15 protein-coding genes are annotated in these 16,797 nt (G+C 72.4%); 6 read left to right on the top strand and 9 right to left on the bottom strand.

The genetic code is table 11. The features are described 5' to 3' along the window. Nucleotides 1–2: 2 nt before the first annotated feature. The 3 genes from ACFY93_RS14920 to ACFY93_RS14910 form a co-directional block, all read right to left on the bottom strand. Nucleotides 3–1,196, bottom strand: coding sequence for an FAD-dependent oxidoreductase (locus tag ACFY93_RS14920; RefSeq protein WP_391357996.1), 1,194 nt, complete (start codon nt 1,194–1,196; stop codon nt 3–5). A 190-nt stretch (nt 1,197–1,386) separates the two neighbouring features. Next, nucleotides 1,387–2,331, bottom strand: a complete 945-nt coding sequence (gene sigJ, locus ACFY93_RS14915; protein WP_391357993.1) for an RNA polymerase sigma factor SigJ — start codon at nt 2,329–2,331, stop codon at nt 1,387–1,389. Between the two features lie 176 nt (nt 2,332–2,507). After that, the gene (locus tag ACFY93_RS14910; protein ID WP_391357990.1) at nt 2,508–4,010 is read right to left on the bottom strand and encodes a SulP family inorganic anion transporter; all 1,503 of its coding nucleotides are present in this window, start codon (nt 4,008–4,010) and stop codon (nt 2,508–2,510) included. A gap of 486 nt (nt 4,011–4,496) precedes the next feature. Here ACFY93_RS14910 and ACFY93_RS14905 point away from each other — a divergent pair, with 486 nt between their 5' ends. Next, complete coding sequence (locus ACFY93_RS14905; RefSeq protein WP_391357987.1) at nt 4,497–4,910, top strand: MerR family transcriptional regulator; 414 nt, start codon at nt 4,497–4,499, stop codon at nt 4,908–4,910. A gap of 40 nt (nt 4,911–4,950) precedes the next feature. Here the strand turns inward: ACFY93_RS14905 and ACFY93_RS14900 are convergent, their stop codons facing one another. Beyond that, nucleotides 4,951–5,841 carry a LysR substrate-binding domain-containing protein gene (locus tag ACFY93_RS14900; RefSeq protein ID WP_391358042.1) on the bottom strand — a complete coding sequence of 297 codons (891 nt, stop codon included), beginning with the start codon at nt 5,839–5,841 and terminating at the stop codon, nt 4,951–4,953. Between the two features lie 105 nt (nt 5,842–5,946). On the opposite strand from ACFY93_RS14900, the gene ACFY93_RS14895 reads away from it, so the two are divergent. Next, a complete protein-coding gene (locus ACFY93_RS14895) occupies nt 5,947–6,966 on the top strand; it encodes an EamA family transporter (RefSeq protein WP_391357984.1) in 1,020 nt (339 codons plus the stop codon). Nucleotides 6,967–7,100: 134 nt separating this feature from the next. Then, entirely contained in the window at nt 7,101–7,754 is a 654-nt protein-coding gene (locus ACFY93_RS14890) for an NAD(P)H-binding protein (RefSeq protein WP_391358039.1), read from the top strand. Between the two features lie 75 nt (nt 7,755–7,829). Here ACFY93_RS14890 and ACFY93_RS14885 read toward each other — a convergent pair whose 3' ends face one another. Then, a complete protein-coding gene (locus ACFY93_RS14885; protein ID WP_391357981.1) occupies nt 7,830–8,240 on the bottom strand; it encodes a transcriptional repressor in 411 nt (136 codons plus the stop codon). 514 nt (nt 8,241–8,754) lie between these two features. On the opposite strand from ACFY93_RS14885, the gene katG reads away from it, so the two are divergent. Next, entirely contained in the window at nt 8,755–10,983 is a 2,229-nt protein-coding gene (gene katG / locus ACFY93_RS14880; RefSeq protein WP_391357979.1) for a catalase/peroxidase HPI, read from the top strand. A gap of 273 nt (nt 10,984–11,256) precedes the next feature. After that, nucleotides 11,257–11,484, top strand: a complete 228-nt coding sequence (locus tag ACFY93_RS14875) for a hypothetical protein (RefSeq protein WP_391357976.1) — start codon at nt 11,257–11,259, stop codon at nt 11,482–11,484. Nucleotides 11,485–11,574: 90 nt separating this feature from the next. On the opposite strand, the gene ACFY93_RS14870 is transcribed toward ACFY93_RS14875, so the two are convergent. The 3 genes from ACFY93_RS14870 to ACFY93_RS14860 all read right to left on the bottom strand — a co-directional run bounded on the left by ACFY93_RS14870 (nt 11,575) and on the right by ACFY93_RS14860 (nt 13,198). Then, complete coding sequence (locus ACFY93_RS14870; protein ID WP_391357973.1) at nt 11,575–12,066, bottom strand: sigma-70 family RNA polymerase sigma factor; 492 nt, start codon at nt 12,064–12,066, stop codon at nt 11,575–11,577. A 146-nt stretch (nt 12,067–12,212) separates the two neighbouring features. Then, nucleotides 12,213–12,848, bottom strand: a complete 636-nt coding sequence (locus ACFY93_RS14865; protein ID WP_391357972.1) for a class F sortase — start codon at nt 12,846–12,848, stop codon at nt 12,213–12,215. Beyond that, nucleotides 12,845–13,198, bottom strand: coding sequence for a sortase-dependent protein (locus tag ACFY93_RS14860; RefSeq protein WP_391357969.1), 354 nt, complete (start codon nt 13,196–13,198; stop codon nt 12,845–12,847). The genes ACFY93_RS14865 and ACFY93_RS14860 overlap by 4 nt, the downstream gene beginning before the upstream one ends. Nucleotides 13,199–13,634: 436 nt before the next feature. Between ACFY93_RS14860 and ACFY93_RS14855 the strand changes: the two genes are divergently transcribed. Then, complete coding sequence (locus ACFY93_RS14855) at nt 13,635–15,194, top strand: carbohydrate-binding protein (RefSeq protein ID WP_391357967.1); 1,560 nt, start codon at nt 13,635–13,637, stop codon at nt 15,192–15,194. A gap of 74 nt (nt 15,195–15,268) precedes the next feature. Here the strand turns inward: ACFY93_RS14855 and ACFY93_RS14850 are convergent, their stop codons facing one another. Then, entirely contained in the window at nt 15,269–16,213 is a 945-nt protein-coding gene (locus ACFY93_RS14850; RefSeq protein WP_391357964.1) for a hypothetical protein, read from the bottom strand. Nucleotides 16,214–16,797: the final 584 nt, after the last annotated feature.

Raw genomic sequence — 16,797 nt, 5'->3', positions numbered from 1 at the left:
CGTCAGGCCGCCGTCTCGACCGCCTCGACCGCCGAGCCCGCCTGGCGTACCATCCGGCGGCGCCGGGCCGGGACGATCGTCGGGTTGGCGACGCCCCAGGCCGCGCCCTTGCAGACCAGTTCCTTGTAGAGGGCGGCGAGCCGTCCCGTCAGGGCCGCCCGGACGGCTCGGTCGTCGGCGGTGACGTACTGGATCAGGCCTTCCCTGCGGCCCAGCGAGATGCACTGGTTGAAGTACCGCAGGGGGACGTTCGGTGCCTTGCCGCCGGTCAGGCGTGCCGCGATGGCGTCGGCGGCCTGCCACGCCGTGGGGATGCCCGAGGCGCACGACATCCGCAGCGGCTTGTCGCCGGGCCCCTCCGCCAGGGCGGCGTCGCCGACGGCGTACACGTCCGGGTGCGAGACCGAGCGCATGGTCCCGTCGACGGCGATCCGGCCCTGGCCGTCGACCTCCAGAGCGGTGGCCTTCGCGATGGGGTGGACGGCGAAGCCGGTGGTCCAGACGGTGACCGCCGCCGGGACGCGGGTGCCGTCGGCGGTCACGACGTGCCCGGCCTCGACCGCGGTGACGGCCGTGTGCTCGTGCGCGGTGATGCCGAGGCCGCCGAAGACCTTCCGGAGGTGCCGGCGGCCCCTGGGCGACAGCCAGTCGCCGAGGCCGCCGCGGGTGGCGAGGGCGACGTCGAGGTCGGGGCGCGCCTCGGCGATCTCGGTCGCGGCCTCGACACCGGTGAGGCCGCCGCCGACGACGACCACCGGCGCTCCGGCCTCCAGGCCGGACAGCCGTTCGCGCAGCCGGAGCGCTCCGGCGCGGGAGGCGATCTCGTCGGCGTGCTCGGCGGTGCCGGGGACGCCGTGGTCGTTCCAGCGGCTGCCGAGGGCGTACACGAGGGTGTCGTACTCCAGCTCCGCGGCGCCGTCCGCGTCGAGGAGGGCGACGGTCTTGCGATCGACGTCGACGCCGGTGACCTGGGCGAGCCGCAGTACGACACCGGTGCCCGCGAACATCTCGCCGAACGGCCGGGGCCTGAGGTCCTGACCGGTCGCGAGCTGGTGCATCCGGACACGCTCGACGAAGTCGGGTTCGGCGTTGACGAGGGTGATGGTGACATCTTCGGGGCGCAGCCGCCTGGCGAGGCGTCCGGCCGCGACGGCTCCGGTGTATCCGGCTCCGAGGACGACGATGCGGTGCTGCATCTCCATGCTCCTGTCTTCAACTGCGTTCAGCTGCGTTCAGCTGCGTTCAGCTGCCTTGAGCTGCCTTCGCTGTCGTCAGCTGTCTCTGTTGTCTCTGCTGCCTCTGCTGTCTTCAGCGGGTCTCGTCCCTTTGACCGGACGGCCCGCCCTTTCCTGACAGCGCCGTGCTGTGAAGCACCTCACATCACGGTCAGAAGGCGTGGAACAGGGCTTCGCCGTGCTGGGCGGCCGCCCAGCGCCGGGTCGCGCGCCCGAGCTTGTCGGGATTGACCTGGCTGCGGAACCCGGCGATGCCCTCGGCGGTGACCTCCAGGCACATGACGCCGATGACCCGGCCGTCGAGGACCGCCACGACGGCGGGGTCGCCGTTGGCCGTCGTGGCGTGGACCTCGGGTGAACCGCCGGCCAGCAGGCGCTTGGCCTTGCTCGGCTTGAACAGCCCGCGCAGGAACTTCGCGACCGCGAGAGCGCCCTCGAACGCCTTGGTGCGGGCCGGGATCTTCCCGCCGCCGTCACCGACGGCGACGGCGTCCTGGGTGAGCAGCCGCACCAGCGGCTCGGTCCGGCCGCTGGTGGCGGCCGCGAGGAACTCGTCGACGATCCGGCGGGCCGCGGCCCGGTCGATCTCGGTGCGGGCCCTGCCCTCCGCGATGTGGGCCTTGGCCCGGTGGAAGATCTGCTGGCTCGCGGCCTCGGTGATCTCCAGGATCTCGGCGATCTCCCGGTGCGGGTAGTCGAAGGCGGCCCGCAGTACGTACACCGCCCGCTCGCCCGGGGAGAGGCGCTCCAGCAGCGTGAGCACCGCGTACGAGACCGACTCGCGCTGTTCGGCGGTGTCGGCGGGGCCGAGCATCGGGTCCCCGGCGAGCAGCGGCTCGGGGAGCCACTGGCCCACGTAGGTCTCACGGCGCGCGCGGGCCGAGGTGAGCTGGTTGAGGCACAGCCGGGTGAGGACCTTCGTCAGCCACGCCTCGGGGACCTGGATGCTGCCGATGTCGGCGGCCTGCCAGCGCAGGAACGTCTCCTGCACCGCGTCCTCGGCCTCGCTCGCGGAACCGAGGAGGCGGTAGGCGATGGCTTCCAGACGGGGCCGGGACTCCTGGAACCGGTCGACGTCACGCATGGTCAGGGCCATGCCCGGATCCTAGCTCTCGCGGCACGCTGGGGGGGCTGCGGCGGTGGTCCGGCGCCGCCCGCGGTCCGGCGCCGCCGGTGGGGGCGGTGGGGGCGGTGGGGGCGGCCCGGAGGGTCAGTGGTTGGGGGTGAGTTCGCCGGTGGGGGCGGTGGGGGCGGTGGGGGCGGCCCGGAGGGTCAGTGGTTGGGGGTGAGTTCGCCGCTGAGGGTGGTGTGGAGGGTCGCGCTGGGGGTGTTGAGGCCGGTGATCTCGACCGTCTTGCCGCGCTGGGCGTACTTGGTCTCGATCGCGTCCAGGGCCGCGACGGACGAGGCGTCCCAGATGTGGGCGGCCGACAGGTCGATGACCACCTTGTCGGGGTCGCCGCCGTAGTCGAAGCGGGTGACCAGGTCGTTGGAGGAGGCGAAGAACAGCGCCCCGGTCACGGAGTACACGACCTCGCCGCCGTCGGGGTCGGTGACGGCGGTGACGTCGGCCAGGTGGGCGACGCGGCGGGCGAAGACGACCATCGCGGTGACGGAGCCGACGACGACGCCGATGGACAGGTTGCCGGTGGCGACGACCACGGCCACGGTGATCACCATGACGACGGTCTCGCCGACCGGCATCCGCCTGAGCGTGGCGGGCTTGACGGAATGCCAGTCGAACGTGCCGACGGAGACGAGCACCATGACGGCGACCAGCGCGGCCATCGGGATCGTGGAGACCACCGGCCCGAGCACGATGCAGAGGATCAGCAGGAAGAACCCGGCGAGGAAGGTGGAGAGCCGGGTCCGGGCGCCGCTCTTGACGTTGATCATCGTCTGGCCGATCATCCCGCACCCGCCCATGCCGCCGAAGAAGCCGGTGACGATGTTCGCGATGCCCTGACCGACGCACTCGCGGGTCTTGTGCGAGCGCGTGTCGGTGATCTCGTCGACGAGCTTGGCCGTCATCAGCGACTCCATCAGCCCCACCAGGGCCATCGCCAGCGCGTAGGGCGCGATGACCGTCAGCGTGTGCGGCGTGAACGGCACGTCGGGCAGGCCCGGGACGGGCAGGGACGAGGGCAGCTTGCCCTTGTCTCCCACCGTGGGCACGGCGATCCCGGCCGCCACGGTGATCACCGTGAGGATCACGATCGCCACCAGCGGCGCGGGTACCGACCTGGTGATCCTGGGGAAGAACACCATCAGCGCCAGTCCGGCGACGACCAGCGGATACACGGCCCAGGGCACGTCGTGGAGGTTCGGGATCTGCGCGGTGAACAGCAGGATGCCGAGCGCGTTGACGAATCCGACCATCACCGGGCGCGGCACGAACCGCATCAGCCGGGCCACGCCGAGCAGGCCGAGGGCGATCTGGAAGACACCGGCCAGGATGACGGTGGCGATCAGGTAGCCCAGTCCGTGCTGGCGGGCGACGGGGGCCACGACGAGGGCGACCGCTCCGGTCGACGCGGAGATCATCGCGGGCCGGCCACCCACGAAGGCGATCGTCATCGCCATGGTGCAGGCGGCGAACAGACCCACCTTGGGATCGACTCCGGCGATCACCGAGAAGGAGATCGCCTCGGGGATCAGCGCCAGGCCGACGACCAGTCCGGCCAGTGCCTCGGTGCGGAAGATCTTCGGGGACAGCCAGGACGGACGGCGGCCTGCGAGCAGCCGCGCGGCCGCGGACGGTGCGGGGGAGGACAAGGAGAGGTACCTGTCGTGTTCGGGCACACCCCGGCCGGGCGTGCGGAGAAGAGGGCGGAGAAGAAGATCGGGAGGGCGGCCTCACGGGGGAGACTTCTCGCGCCCGCCGCGAGCGGTGCGGGACGCGGAGGTCGAACGCGCCGAGGACCTGGGCGCGGTCCGGGCGTGCGGGCCCGCGCGGCTGGGGCGCGTCCCGGAGCGGAGGCGCGGCGGCGGGCTCGCGGCGCGAAGGTCAGGGGTGATGGGTCACGGCGGACAGGCGGCGGCAGGCATCCTGGACACGCACGCGCTCCTACGGGCTCGGGGTTCGTCGCCGGGAGCGTCGTCGGCCCGGGCACCTGGCCGGTGCGGACGCGGGCCCCCACCGGAAGAAGGACGGAGAACCCTCCGCCCTTCCCTTCCCGCACCCTACCCTAACGTTAGGGTAGGGATTGAAGGCAGCCGCACGGGTATCGGCCGGCCGCGGAGCCGCGAGAGGTGCACCAGGTGAGCAGCGAGCACATGCAGATCGGCGAGGTCGCCGCGCGGACCGGGCTGTCACTGCGCACCATCCGTCACTACGAGGAGACGGACCTGGTCATCCCCTCCGCCCGCTCGCGGGGCGGCTTCCGCCTCTACACCGCGACCGACGTCGCCCGCCTGATGCTCATCCGCCGCATGAAGCCTCTCGGCTTCACCCTCGACCAGATGCGCGACCTCCTCGACGCCACCGACCGTCTCGACTCCGGCGCCCCGCTCGACACCGGCGACCGCGAGGCCCTGCTGGACCGGGTACGGGGGTACGAGCAGGCGGCCGCCCAGAAGATCGAGGACCTGCGCGTGCAGCTGGCGCGCGCCGAGGAGTTCGCCGCCACGCTCCGGGGCCGCTTCGAACGGACTACCGGAACCACCCGCGCCTGACCGGCTACGGGGCCGACCTCAGGCTCGGGGCCGGGCCCTGTCACGTCCGGGGGAGCGCCCCCAGTACGTCGAGCATCGCCCGGGTGGCCGGGCTGGGGTTGAAGCGGCTCCACGCCAGATACTCGACACGACGCGGCCCGTCGGCCACCTGGACCAGGGCCAGGTCGGACCTGTCCGCGGCCAGCGGCCGGATGAACGCCGACGGCAGCAGCGCGACGCCGAGGCCGCCGGCGACCAGCCGGACGATCAGCTCGACGAGACCGGCCTCGTACGCGACGTCGCGGGCCAGACCCACGGCCGCGAACGCTTGGTCCGACTGGGCCCGGCCGGGCGTGCCCGCCACGAAGTCCACGAACGTCTCCCCGGCGATGTCCTCCAGGGTCACCCGGGAGACGTCCGCCAGCCGGTGCCCGGCGGACACCAGCAGTACGTGCTCGTCGTGATCGAGGACGACGGTCTCCACGCCGGACGGCGGTTCGCCCTCGGGCAGGCCGAGGAAGGCGATGTCCAGGTCACCGGCCCGGATCGCCGCCGCCAGTTCGTCGCTGCGCCCGGAGCGGAGGGCGACGCGGACGTCCGGGTACCGGGCGCGGTACCGCCCCAGCAGCTCGGGCACGTCGACGGCGGCCGTGGTCACGATCACGCCGACGGCGAGCCTGCCGCGTACCACCCCGGTCGCGGCGGCGGCGTCGCTGACCGCGCGGTCCGCGGCGGCCAGGCACTCGCGCGCACCGGCCACGAACGCCGCCCCGGCGCTGGTCAGTTCGACCCGGCGGCTGGAGCGGGCGAAGAGCTGGACCCCCAGCTCCCTCTCGAGTCCGGCGATCCGGTGGCTGAGGGACGACTGCACCACGAAGCAACACTCCGCGGCACGCGTGAAGTTGCGGGTGTCGGCGAGGGCGACGGCGTAACGCATCTGCTGGAGGTCCACGGCCGCCATCGTTCCACCGTCGCGGCGTACGATCGATCGTGTGCATGGGTGCCATGACATGTATGTGTTGGACGCATGATGGCCGCCGGCCGAAGACTTCGTGTCATGCATTCCTCGACCGGGACATCAGCGGACGCGCCACGGATCTCGTACGGACAGCGGGCGGCCACCGTCGCGCTGACCGCCCTCGCCCCCGCGTCCTGGGGCACCACGTACATCGTGACGACGGAGCTGCTGCCGCCCGGGTACCCGATGTTCGCCGGGCTGGTGCGCGCCCTGCCCGCGGGGCTGCTCGCGCTGGCGATCACCCGGGTGCTCCCACGCGGGGACTGGTGGTGGAAGGCCGCCGTCCTCGGTGTGCTCAACATCGGCGGGCTTCCGCTGCTGTTCCTGGCGGCCGAACGGCTTCCCGGCGGAGTCGCCGCCACCCTCGGTGCCGCCCAGCCGATGCTGGTCGCGGCCCTGGCCGTCGCCGTGCTCCACGACCGGCCGACGGCCTGGCGGCTGGCCTGGGCCGTACTCGGCGTGATCGGCGTCGGGCTCGTCGTGCTCGGTCCGCAGGCCCGGCTGGACACCGTCGGCGTTCTCGCCGGCCTCGGCCACACGACTCTGATGGCCTGCGGGATCGTTCTGACCAAGCGCTGGGGCCGCCCTGCCGGGGTCGGTCCGCTGACCCTGGCGGGCTGGCAACTGGCCGCGGGCGGACTGCTGTTGCTCCCGCTCACCCTCGCGACCGAGGGGGCGCCGCCGCACATCGACGCGGGCGCGGTCGGCGGATACCTGTGGCTCGGCAGCATGGGCGGTCTCATCGCGTACACGCTGTGGTTCCACGGGATCGGGAAACTGCCCGTCGGCGCGTCCGCCCCGCTGGTGGTGCTGTCCCCGCTGGTCGCTACCGGCATCGGCATCGCCCTGGGCGAGTCGCTGAGCCTGCCGCAGACCCTCGGCTTCGTCCTCGCCCTCGCCGCGCTCCTCGCCGCCCAGCTCAGCGCCCCGGCACTCCGGCGTCGCCCGCGACGGAAGGCGCGAGCGCGGGACGAACCGACGCGGGACGAACCGACGCGGGAGGGACCAGCGCGGGAGGAACCAGCGCGGGTCGGACGGCTCGAAGGGGAACGGCTCTGATGAAGGCGGATTCGGTGACGGCGGGGACAGTGACGGCACATTCAGTAACGGCGGGGACAGTGACGGCGGATTCAGTGAACGAGGGCCCCAAGCAGGCGAGTTCGGCGAAGGCGGGCCGGGAGGCGCGGGCCGGTATGACCGTCGCCGTGTTCGGTGCCACCGGGATGGTGGGGCGGCTGGTGGCCGGCGAGGCAGGTGCGCGCGGACACCGCGTGCTCGCCCTCTCACGGAAGCCGGGGCCGGAGGGTCCGGGCGTGACCCCGGTCGCGGTCGACGTGAACGACGCGCGGGCCGTACGGGAGGCGCTCGCCGGCTCCGCCTCACGCGGTGCGGCGGACGCCGTCGTCCTGGCCGTACGGACCGAACCGGCCGACCGGGGCTTCCTGGTCGGCGCCACCCGTACGGTTCTGGACGCCGCCGCCCGGCTCGGGTCACGTGTCCTCGTGGTCGGCGGTGCCGGGGCGCTGCGCAGTCCCCGGAACCCTGAGCTGCTGGTGGCGGACGACCCCGTCTACGTGCCGGACGAGTTCAGAGCCGTCGCCGCCGCCTCAGTGGCCCAGCTGCGGGCCTGCGAGGCCCACGCGGACACCGACTGGACCTACCTGAGCCCGCCCGCCCTGCTCCGGCCCGGCGTACGGACCGGCCGCTACCGGCGCGGCACCGACACCCTGCTCACCGGCGCCGACGGCCGGTCGTGGATCAGCGCCGAGGACCTGGCGGTCGCCGCGGTGGACCACCTGGAGGCCCCGGTCCCCGGCCGTCTGATCACGGTCGCGCACCACGAGTGACCCGGCCGGCGCACCCCGGCCGCCCCGGACCCGCGCCCCCGCCGCCCCTCGCCCCGCACCTGTCCCGGGACCGCCCTAGCGGCAGGACGGGCAGAGGCCGCGGTAGGTGATCTCGGCCTCTGCGAGCGTGAAGCCGAAGCGCTGGTCGGCGGGGAGGTCGGCCAGGGGGTCGCCGACGGGGTGGACGTCGCGGATCGTGCCGCAGCCGGAGCAGACCAGGTGCTGGTGCGGACGGTGCGCGTTGGGGTCGTAGCGCTTGGCGCGGCCCTCGGTGGAGACCTCCAGGACCTCCCCGAGAACGACGAGCTCGCCCAGGGTGTTGTAGACGGTCGCGCGGGAGATCTCGGGCAGCAGGTGCGCGGCGCGGGCGTGCACCTCGTCCGCCGTGAGGTGCACATGCTCGCCGTCGAGCACTTCCGCGACGACCCGCCGCTGCGCGGTCATCCGCCATCCGCGCCCCCGCAGCCGCCCCAGCAGGTCACTCATATCGGCTCGCCCCTTCAGCTTCGACAGGACATGTGAAACGGACGTACGAAGCCCAGAGACGGGGAGCCCACTTACGACCCGCCCCGGTCTTGGCTCACTTCTTGACTTGGACTCTGTCGATCGTAGGATCGGTTCCGGCACAAGCCAAGGGACAGGAGACGCCCCGTTGCGGCAGGAGACGAAGACGTGACCGGACCACCGCGAGGGAGACGCCCGCTGCCGGTCTCCGGATGACGGCCGCCGCCGTCACCCGCGGGTCGTCCGGTGGCGGACGGCCGCGTCCGTGTCCCGGCCCCGCGCCCCCCGGCCGGCGGTCAGCCGGTGTCTCCACCCTGACCTCCCGACAGCTTTCCCGGCAGTTTTCCCCACAGCCTTCCCGATACTTTCCCGACAATTTTCCCGACAGCTTCTCGCCAGTGTCACCAGCAGCAGCGTCATCCGCGGGGTTGTCAACAGCACAGTCAGTGACCGCAGTTCCCGAGTACCGCGCTTCGTCCGGTCCGGAAGGATTCCCATGTCTGAGAACCATGATGCAATCGTCACAGACGCAAAGACCGAGGGTGAGACGGGCGGTTGCCCGGTCGCACACGGGGCGCGCGCCCCGCACCCGACCCAGGGCGGCGGAAACCGCCAGTGGTGGGCGGACCGGCTCAATGTGAAGATCCTCGCCAAGAACCCGGCGGCGTCCAACCCGCTCGGTGAGGACTTCGACTACGCCGAGGCGTTCAAGAGCCTGGACCTCCCCGCGGTGAAACGTGACATCGAGGAGGTCCTGACCACCTCGCAGGACTGGTGGCCCGCCGACTTCGGCAACTACGGCCCCCTCATCGTCCGGATGGCCTGGCACAGCGCCGGCACCTACCGCATCAGCGACGGCCGCGGCGGCGCCGGAGCCGGGCAGCAGCGGTTCGCCCCGCTCAACAGCTGGCCGGACAACGCCAACCTCGACAAGGCCCGCCGTCTGCTGTGGCCGGTGAAGAAGAAGTACGGCCAGAGCATCTCGTGGGCCGACCTCCTGGTCCTCGCGGGCAACGTGGCCCTGGAGTCGATGGGCTTCGAGACCTTCGGCTTCGGCGGCGGCCGCGTGGACGTCTGGGAGCCGGAGGAGGACGTCTACTGGGGCCCCGAGACCACCTGGCTCGGCGACGAGCGCTACACCGGTGACCGCGAGCTGGAGAACCCCCTCGGCGCGGTCCAGATGGGCCTCATCTACGTCAACCCGGAGGGCCCGAACGGCAACCCGGACCCGCTCGCCTCGGCCCGCGACATCCGGGAGACGTTCCGCCGCATGGCGATGAACGACGAGGAGACGGTCGCCCTCATCGCCGGTGGCCACACCTTCGGCAAGACCCACGGTGCCGGTCCGGCGGACGCCGTCGGCGCCGACCCCGAGGCCGCCCCGATGGAGGAGCAGGGCCTGGGCTGGCGCAGCACGTACGGCAGCGGCAAGGGCGGCGACACCATCACCTCCGGCCTGGAGGTGACCTGGACCGACAACCCCACCCGCTGGGACAACGGCTTCTTCGACAACCTCTTCGGCTACGAGTGGGAGCTGACCGAGAGCCCCGCGGGCGCCAAGCAGTGGAAGCCGAAGGACGGCGCGGGCGAGGGCACCGTCCCGCACGCCCACGACTCCTCGAAGAAGATCGCCCCGGCCATGCTCACCGCCGACCTGGCGCTGCGCTTCGACCCGGTCTACGAGCAGATCTCCCGCCGCTTCCACGAGAACCCCGACCAGTTCGCCGACGCCTTCGCCCGCGCCTGGTACAAGCTGACCCACCGCGACATGGGCCCCAAGGCGCTCTTCCTCGGCCCGGAGGTGCCCGAGGAGACGCTGCTCTGGCAGGACCCGCTGCCCGCCGCGGACCACGAGGTCATCGGCGCCGAGGACATCACCGCCCTCAAGGCGAAGATCCTCGACTCGGGTCTGAGCGTCACACAGCTGGTCTCCACCGCGTGGGCGTCGGCCTCGACCTACCGCGGCAGCGACAAGCGCGGCGGCGCGAACGGCGCCCGTATCCGCCTGGAGCCGCAGCGCGGCTGGGAGGCGAACGACCCCGACGAGCTGGCGACGGTGCTGCGCACGCTGGAAGGCGTCCAGCGGGAGTTCAACTCCGGCGCCAAGAAGGTCTCGATCGCCGACCTGATCGTGCTCGGCGGCACCGCGGCCGTCGAGAAGGCCGCCAAGGACGCCGGTCACGACATCGAGGTGCCCTTCACGCCCGGTCGCGTCGACGCGACGGACGAGCACACGGACGCGGAGTCCTTCGCCGCGCTGGAGCCGACCGCCGACGGCTTCCGCAACTACTACGGCAAGGGCAACCGGCTGCCGGCCGAGTACCTGCTGCTCGACCGCGCCAACCTGCTGACCCTGAGCGCGCCCGAGATGACCGTCCTCGTCGGCGGTCTGCGTGTCCTGGGCGCCAACTCCCAGCACTCGAAGCACGGCGTCCTCACCTCGACCCCCGGGGTGCTGACCAACGACTTCTTCGTCAACCTGCTCGACCTGGGTACGGCGTGGAGCTCGACGTCCGAGGACGCGACCACCTTCGAGGGCCGTGACGCGGCCACCGGCGAGGTCAGGTGGACGGGCACCCGCGCCGACCTGGTCTTCGGGTCCAACTCCGAGCTGCGCGCGGTCGCGGAGGTCTACGCGGGCGACGACGCCAAGGAGAAGTTCGTGCACGACTTCGTCGCGGCGTGGGACAAGGTGATGAACCTCGACCGGTTCGACATCGCCTGATTGCGGCAGGCGGGCGGCGCTGACAGCGCCGCGCCGCTGACGGTACCGACGTAGCGCAAGGCCCGGGTCACCGACCCGGGCCTTCCGCCGTCCGGGGCCGGGCCTACCGCCGGGTGCCGCTTTCGGGGGTGGCGCGGTCCTCGTCCCGGGCCGCCGGGGGGGGCGGTGCGGGCCGCCGACGTCGGTGCCGTCGAGGGCGCCCGGGTGGAGGCAGTCGCAGGGGACGGAACGTCGGCGCCCCCGGTACGCGTCCCCGCGGTGGGACGAGGAGGCGTGGAGTCTCGGGCCGACGAAGGCGTGGGTACGGGCGCGGGCGCGGTCGTCGGCGGAGGGCTGGTCGCGGGCGGGGGCGCCAGCGGCGCCACCGGGGACGCGGGGGCGTCGGGCCGTGCCAGCTGGAACGGCAGCGCGACGAGGAGGACCACGGCGCACGACGCGCCGACCCCGGCCGCCGCGCGCAGCAGCCGGCGCCGGGCCGCGGCGCGGCGGATCGCCTGGTAACGGCCGGGCGGCGGGCCGAGGTGGTCGGAGAGGGGGCGCAGGATCACCGCGAGGGGGTCGTCGGGGTCGAACTCCGGTCCGTGCCCGTCGTCAAAGCGTGTGGTCAAGGCTTCTCCTCAGGTGGGCGCGGAGCAGTTCCCGGGCCGCGTGGAGGTCGGCCTTGACGGTTCCCTCCTTGCGTCCGGTCAGCACGGACACCTCCCGGACCGGCATGTCGGCGTAGTAGTGCAGCAGGATCGGGACGCGCAGTCGCTCCGGCAGCGACTGTACGAGCAGGCGTACGGACGGGTCGGCCTGTTCGGCGTGGGGGCGGAGAGCGGCTTCCGAGGTGACGCGCCGCATGGCTCTGCGCTCGCGCTCCAGCTTGCGCCAGTGGTCCCGGACGAGGTTGGCCGCGGTGACGTAGAGGAAGCCGCGGGGCTCCTCCACGGACGTCCAGCGGGCCCAGAGCCGGGTGAACGCCTCGGAGGCGATCTCGTGGGCCGTCCCGTCGTCGTCGACGAGCCGGCGGCACCAGCCGGCGAGGCGCGGGTAGAGGGCGGCGAACAGCTCGGACGCTGCCCTGTCACGGGACCGTTTCAACGTTCTCCATGGTGGTGATGGCACTCGGGCGGCACCTGTGCGGGCGGAGACGCCGGGGAGAGTCCGTCCGGACGGCGGGGCGGCGGAGTGGGTCCGGACGGCGGCGGTACGGAGGGGTGGGTGCGGACGGACGGCGGCGGGGTGGGTCAGGGGGGCGAGGAGCCGCTCAGCGTGGCGAAGACGATCACGTTGTCGAGGTATCCGTCGCCGCTGCGGGGCCCGCCGCACGTGATCAGCCGCAGCTCCGGACGGTCCACGTCCCCGTAGACGTCCTCCACCGGGAAGTCCGCCTTCGGGACCGTCCGCACGGCACCGACGGTGAACACCGCCGCCGTGCCGTTCTCCAGGCGCGCCACGATCTCGTCACCCCGGTGCAGCCGTGCGAGACGGCGGAAGACCCCGTCCCCGTACGAGCCGACCGTGACATGGCCGAGGATCACCGACGGACCGGTCTGCCCCGGGGTCGGCGAGTGCCGGTACCAGCCCGCCCGGTCGTGCGCCGTGACCGGAGGCACCCGCACGCTGCCGTCCGGCGCCAGCCCCAGCCTGATGACCGGGGTGTCGACGCCGATGGCCGGAATCCGCAGCCCGACCGGGACCGAACGCCCCAACGGCCGCGCCGCCTTCGCGGAGGGTGACGAGGACGGCGGTGTGCTCCCGGGGCGTCCGGTACCGCTCGTGCGCGTCCCCCCGCCCGCGCTCGGGGCGTTTCCCCCGCCGCAGCCCGTGAGCAGCGAGCCCAGCGCGGCGGCGGCGAACGCGCGCCTGGAGAACGAGGTCATGCCCCGGTCGCCCGCCGGCGGCGTACGACGAGGACCGTCGCACCGCCCGCGACGAGCACCGCGGCACCGCCGCCGACCAGCCCGCCCTCGGCTCCGGACGGCGAGGACTTCGCCGTCACCCCGGTGTCGGGGGCGCCCGACGGTACGACGGAGACCTGGTCGTCGCCGCCCGGCGCCCGGGTCGGTGCGGCGCTGGGGTCCTGGGTGTCGGTGCCCGGCGCGGGCGCGGCGGTGGTCCTTGGGCTCGTGGCAGCCGGGCTCGGGGTCCCGCCGTCGGCAGACGCGGACACGGTGGCCGCCGCCACCGCGATGCATGCGAGTGCCAGGGCACTGAGGACAGTTCGGCGCATTGATTCGCTCTCTTTCGCCGACTGGATGGACCGGACGGTCGGGTGGATCGGACAGGTCGGGTGAGTGGGCCGGACACGGTTCGGGTGGGCCGGACCGGGTGGACGGACGCGCCGGGCTCGCTGAGCTCGCCGGGCCGCCCGGTGGGCAAAGGCGCCGCCGGCCACCGGTACTCGCGGACCGGACGACGGACGGATCGAGGGGAGAGACGAGCCGGCGGCCGGGAGGGTTGTAAAGAGACGGCAAAGCCCCGGAAGGTCCGGCGCCGACACCCTCGGGTTATTCATGTCCATGAACCACAGCCACGTACAAGGCTATTGACGTGTCCACAGCACGCCCCTAGCGTCCGAGAAAGCGCTTTCCATTCCCCCATGGACACGGCCGGCCGCCCTGCCCGTTCACGCACTCGATCGATCAACCGACTTCTGGAGACGAACGATGCAACTGAGACCAGTCATCGCGTCCGTCGGCCTGCTGGCCGGCACGCTCGTCGCGCTGTCCGGCACCACGGCGCAGGCCGCCTCCACCCGGCTGGAGGCCGAGAACTCCCCGGCGGTCTGCTCCGGCACCATCGACTCCGACTGGTCCGGGTACTCCGGCAGCGGATTCTGCAACGGCACCAACGCGACGAGCGGGTACGCCCAGTTCACCGTGAACGCCTCCGCCGCGGGCACGGCGACGCTGAAGGTCCGCTTCGCCAACGGGACCGGTACCGCGCGGCCCGCGAACATCACCGTGAACGGCTCGTCGGCCGCCTCGGCGTCGTTCGAGGCCACCGGCGCCTGGTCGGGGTGGACGACGAAGACGCTCACGGTGCCGGTCACGGCGGGCGGCAACACCGTCCGGTTCACCCCCACCACCTCGGCCGGACTGCCCAACATCGACTACCTCGACGTGGAGGTGACCGGCGGGGACACCACGCCGCCGCCGGGCTCGGCGCTCTACGTGGCGCCGGGCGGCAGCGCGGGCGCGTCCGGAACCCAGTCCGACCCCACGACGCTCGCCTCGGCGATCAGCCGCGTCACCTCCGGCGGCACGATCTACCTGCGCGGCGGCACGTACGACTCCGCGCAGACGATCACCATCGCGCCGGGCAACGACGGCACCGCGAGCGCCCGTACGAACCTGTCCGCCTATCCGGGCGAGACCCCGGTGCTCGACTTCTCGGCGATGAGCGAGAACTCCGCCAACCGCGGACTCGCCGTGAACGGCTCGTACTGGCACGTCACCGGCGTCGTCGTCCAGCACGCCGGGGACAACGGCATCTTCGTCGGCGGCAGCCACAACGTCATCGAGCGCACGGTGACGCGCTTCAACCACGACACCGGACTCCAGCTCTCACGGATCTCCTCCACCACCCCGAAGAGCGAGTGGCCCTCCGACAACCTCGTCCTGAGCGCGGAGTCGCACGACAACGCCGACTCGGACGGCGAGGACGCGGACGGCTTCGCCGCGAAGCTGACCGTCGGCACCGGGAACGTCTTCCGCTACGACGTGTCCCACAACAACATCGACGACGGCTGGGACCTCTACACCAAGGACGACACGGGCCCCATAGGCCCGGTCACCATCGAGGACTCCGTCTCCTACGGCAACGGGACCCTCGGCGACGGCACCCAGAATACGAGCGGTGACCGCAACGGCTACAAGCTCGGCGGCGAGGACATCGGCGTCAATCACATCGTCCGGCGCAACATCGCCTACGAGAACGGCAAGCACGGGTTCACCTACAACAGCAACCCCGGGTCGATGACGGTCTCCGACAACGTCAGCATCGACAACGGGCAGCGCAACTTCTCGTGGGACGCGGGGAGTTCGGTGTTCCGGAACAACGTCTCGTGCCGGAGCGACGACGGATCGAACGACAAGGTCGTCGGCGACGCCGACAGCTCGAACCAGTTCTGGACCGGCACGAACGGGTCCAGGTGCCCCTCGTACTCCGGGGCGCTGCACTGGTCCTACGCCTCGGACGGCCGCCTCGTCGTCACCTTCGGGTGACACCGTAGGCGCCCCCGTCGCACCAGGAGGCCCGGGTCGGCGACCCGGGCCTCCACCACTGCCTGCTACGGCTGCTACAGCCCGCCCTTCACGGCCGCGGCGGCCGTGGCGGGGACCACGGAGCGGTGGCGGGGGTTGGTGCGGCGCGGCGGGCGGGTGAGGGTGATCTGGCGGACCACCTGGTGGAAGCAGGCCAGCGAGGCGAGGCCCGGCAGGGCCGCCGCGGCGATGTCGATGACCGTCAACGGCGCCTGGATGACGCAGAGAAGCACCGTGACGGAGGAGAAGAACAGCACGAGCGCCCAGGAGTGCACGGCGCGGCGCTGGTGCAGCGCGGCCCGCAGCACGGAGAGCGCGGCGACCAGCCAGGGCCCGTACACCAGCAGCGGCCAGCACGCGATGACGCCGCTCTCGGCGCGGGCGACGGCGGCCAGGCGCAGCGGCTCGTAGGTCACCATGCCGCCGAAGACGCTCACCGCCGACGCGATCGCGGCCGCCCCGGCGGCGATCACCCAGCTGAGGGTCCGGGCGACGTTGATCCGCCTGCGCGGACGGATCTTCCGGTGCCGCCGGGCGGCCTCGCGCAGCGGCGGCAGTTCCTCGGTGATCGCGTGGAGGTTCCTCAGCGGAGTACCGGGCTCCGGGTCCTCGGCCGGGTCCTCGTCCCGGTCCGGGGAGGCGGCGCGCGGGACGGACCGCCGCTCCGGGACACCACGGGGCTCGTCGGCACCGTCCCAGGGGTCGGCCTGCTCCTCCGGTACGTCGTCGTACGGGCCGACGGCTTCTCGGGGCGGGGACTGCCGCTGTCCCAGGACGTCACGCGGCTGGGGGACGCGGAAGGCGGGCGGCTGCTCCATGGCGTCCTGGAGCATGTAGGCCAGTTCCTCGGCCGGGTCCCAGGCCGCGTCCGGCGGCACCAGCGGATGCGAGAAGACGTCGTCCGGAGCGCGGTGCCGTCCTTTTCCCGTCATGTAGGCCGGGTCGAGATATCCGGTGGAATACTCCGGGTGACGTTCCATTCGTTCGTCATACATACGGCGGCGGTCACTTCCCGCCGCAGCGAGCGGCGGCGGGTGCCGCCGCGTACACCAGGACGGGTGTATTGACGTAAGAACCCACCATCATCGCAGGGTCCCCCGCGGTCCCCTCCCGACCCTCGCGCGTGACGCACGGGTCCAGGCTCCGCTCCCTGATTTCCTTCGTCATATCCCCAATAACGGCGCCCCTTTCCTGCGGGTGCGCGGCAAACGGGTGAAGGATATGCAGATGAGTTTCATCTGGACTTCAGCCGCAGAAGTGCCATCTCAGGAAAAACATAAGGGAGATGATTCTGCAGTCATCATTCCGCACTGAATCGGTGTTCGAACGCGGGCTGTCCTCGCAGGCGGACTGCCGGCCGGCCAGGGGGCTTCGGACCGGACCTGCCGCCGGGTCGTCCGCGGCCCGCGTGCCGGCGGACCAGGACCCGGGCGGACCAGGACCCGGGCGGGCCGTGAAGAGGACGGCGAGGAGCCCGGCGGCGGGGAGAAACTCTCCCCGCCGCCGGCCCCCGTGTTCCCCGTCCGCCCCCCGCACGTTCCGTCCCGGGGCGCACGGCTCCCCT

The sequence above is a fragment of the Streptomyces sp. NPDC008313 genome (assembly GCF_042956125.1).
Taxonomy (GTDB): Bacteria; Actinomycetota; Actinomycetes; order Streptomycetales; family Streptomycetaceae; genus Streptomyces.
This window is presented reverse-complemented; position numbering and strand designations above follow the sequence as displayed.

What these genes read in the sequence shown, in the direction of transcription:
- ACFY93_RS14920 (WP_391357996.1), bottom strand. Translation starts at nt 1,196, where the DNA reads ATGCAGCACCGCATCGTCGTCCTCGGAGCCGGATACACCGGAGCCGTC.
- sigJ (WP_391357993.1), bottom strand. Translation starts at nt 2,331, where the DNA reads ATGGCCCTGACCATGCGTGACGTCGACCGGTTCCAGGAGTCCCGGCCC.
- ACFY93_RS14895 (WP_391357984.1), top strand. Translation starts at nt 5,947, where the DNA reads ATGCATTCCTCGACCGGGACATCAGCGGACGCGCCACGGATCTCGTAC.
- ACFY93_RS14890 (WP_391358039.1), top strand. Translation starts at nt 7,101, where the DNA reads ATGACCGTCGCCGTGTTCGGTGCCACCGGGATGGTGGGGCGGCTGGTG.
- ACFY93_RS14885 (WP_391357981.1), bottom strand. Translation starts at nt 8,240, where the DNA reads ATGAGTGACCTGCTGGGGCGGCTGCGGGGGCGCGGATGGCGGATGACC.
- katG (WP_391357979.1), top strand. Translation starts at nt 8,755, where the DNA reads ATGTCTGAGAACCATGATGCAATCGTCACAGACGCAAAGACCGAGGGT.
- ACFY93_RS14865 (WP_391357972.1), bottom strand. Translation starts at nt 12,848, where the DNA reads ATGACCTCGTTCTCCAGGCGCGCGTTCGCCGCCGCCGCGCTGGGCTCG.
- ACFY93_RS14860 (WP_391357969.1), bottom strand. Translation starts at nt 13,198, where the DNA reads ATGCGCCGAACTGTCCTCAGTGCCCTGGCACTCGCATGCATCGCGGTG.
- ACFY93_RS14855 (WP_391357967.1), top strand. Translation starts at nt 13,635, where the DNA reads ATGCAACTGAGACCAGTCATCGCGTCCGTCGGCCTGCTGGCCGGCACG.
- ACFY93_RS14850 (WP_391357964.1), bottom strand. Translation starts at nt 16,213, where the DNA reads ATGGAACGTCACCCGGAGTATTCCACCGGATATCTCGACCCGGCCTAC.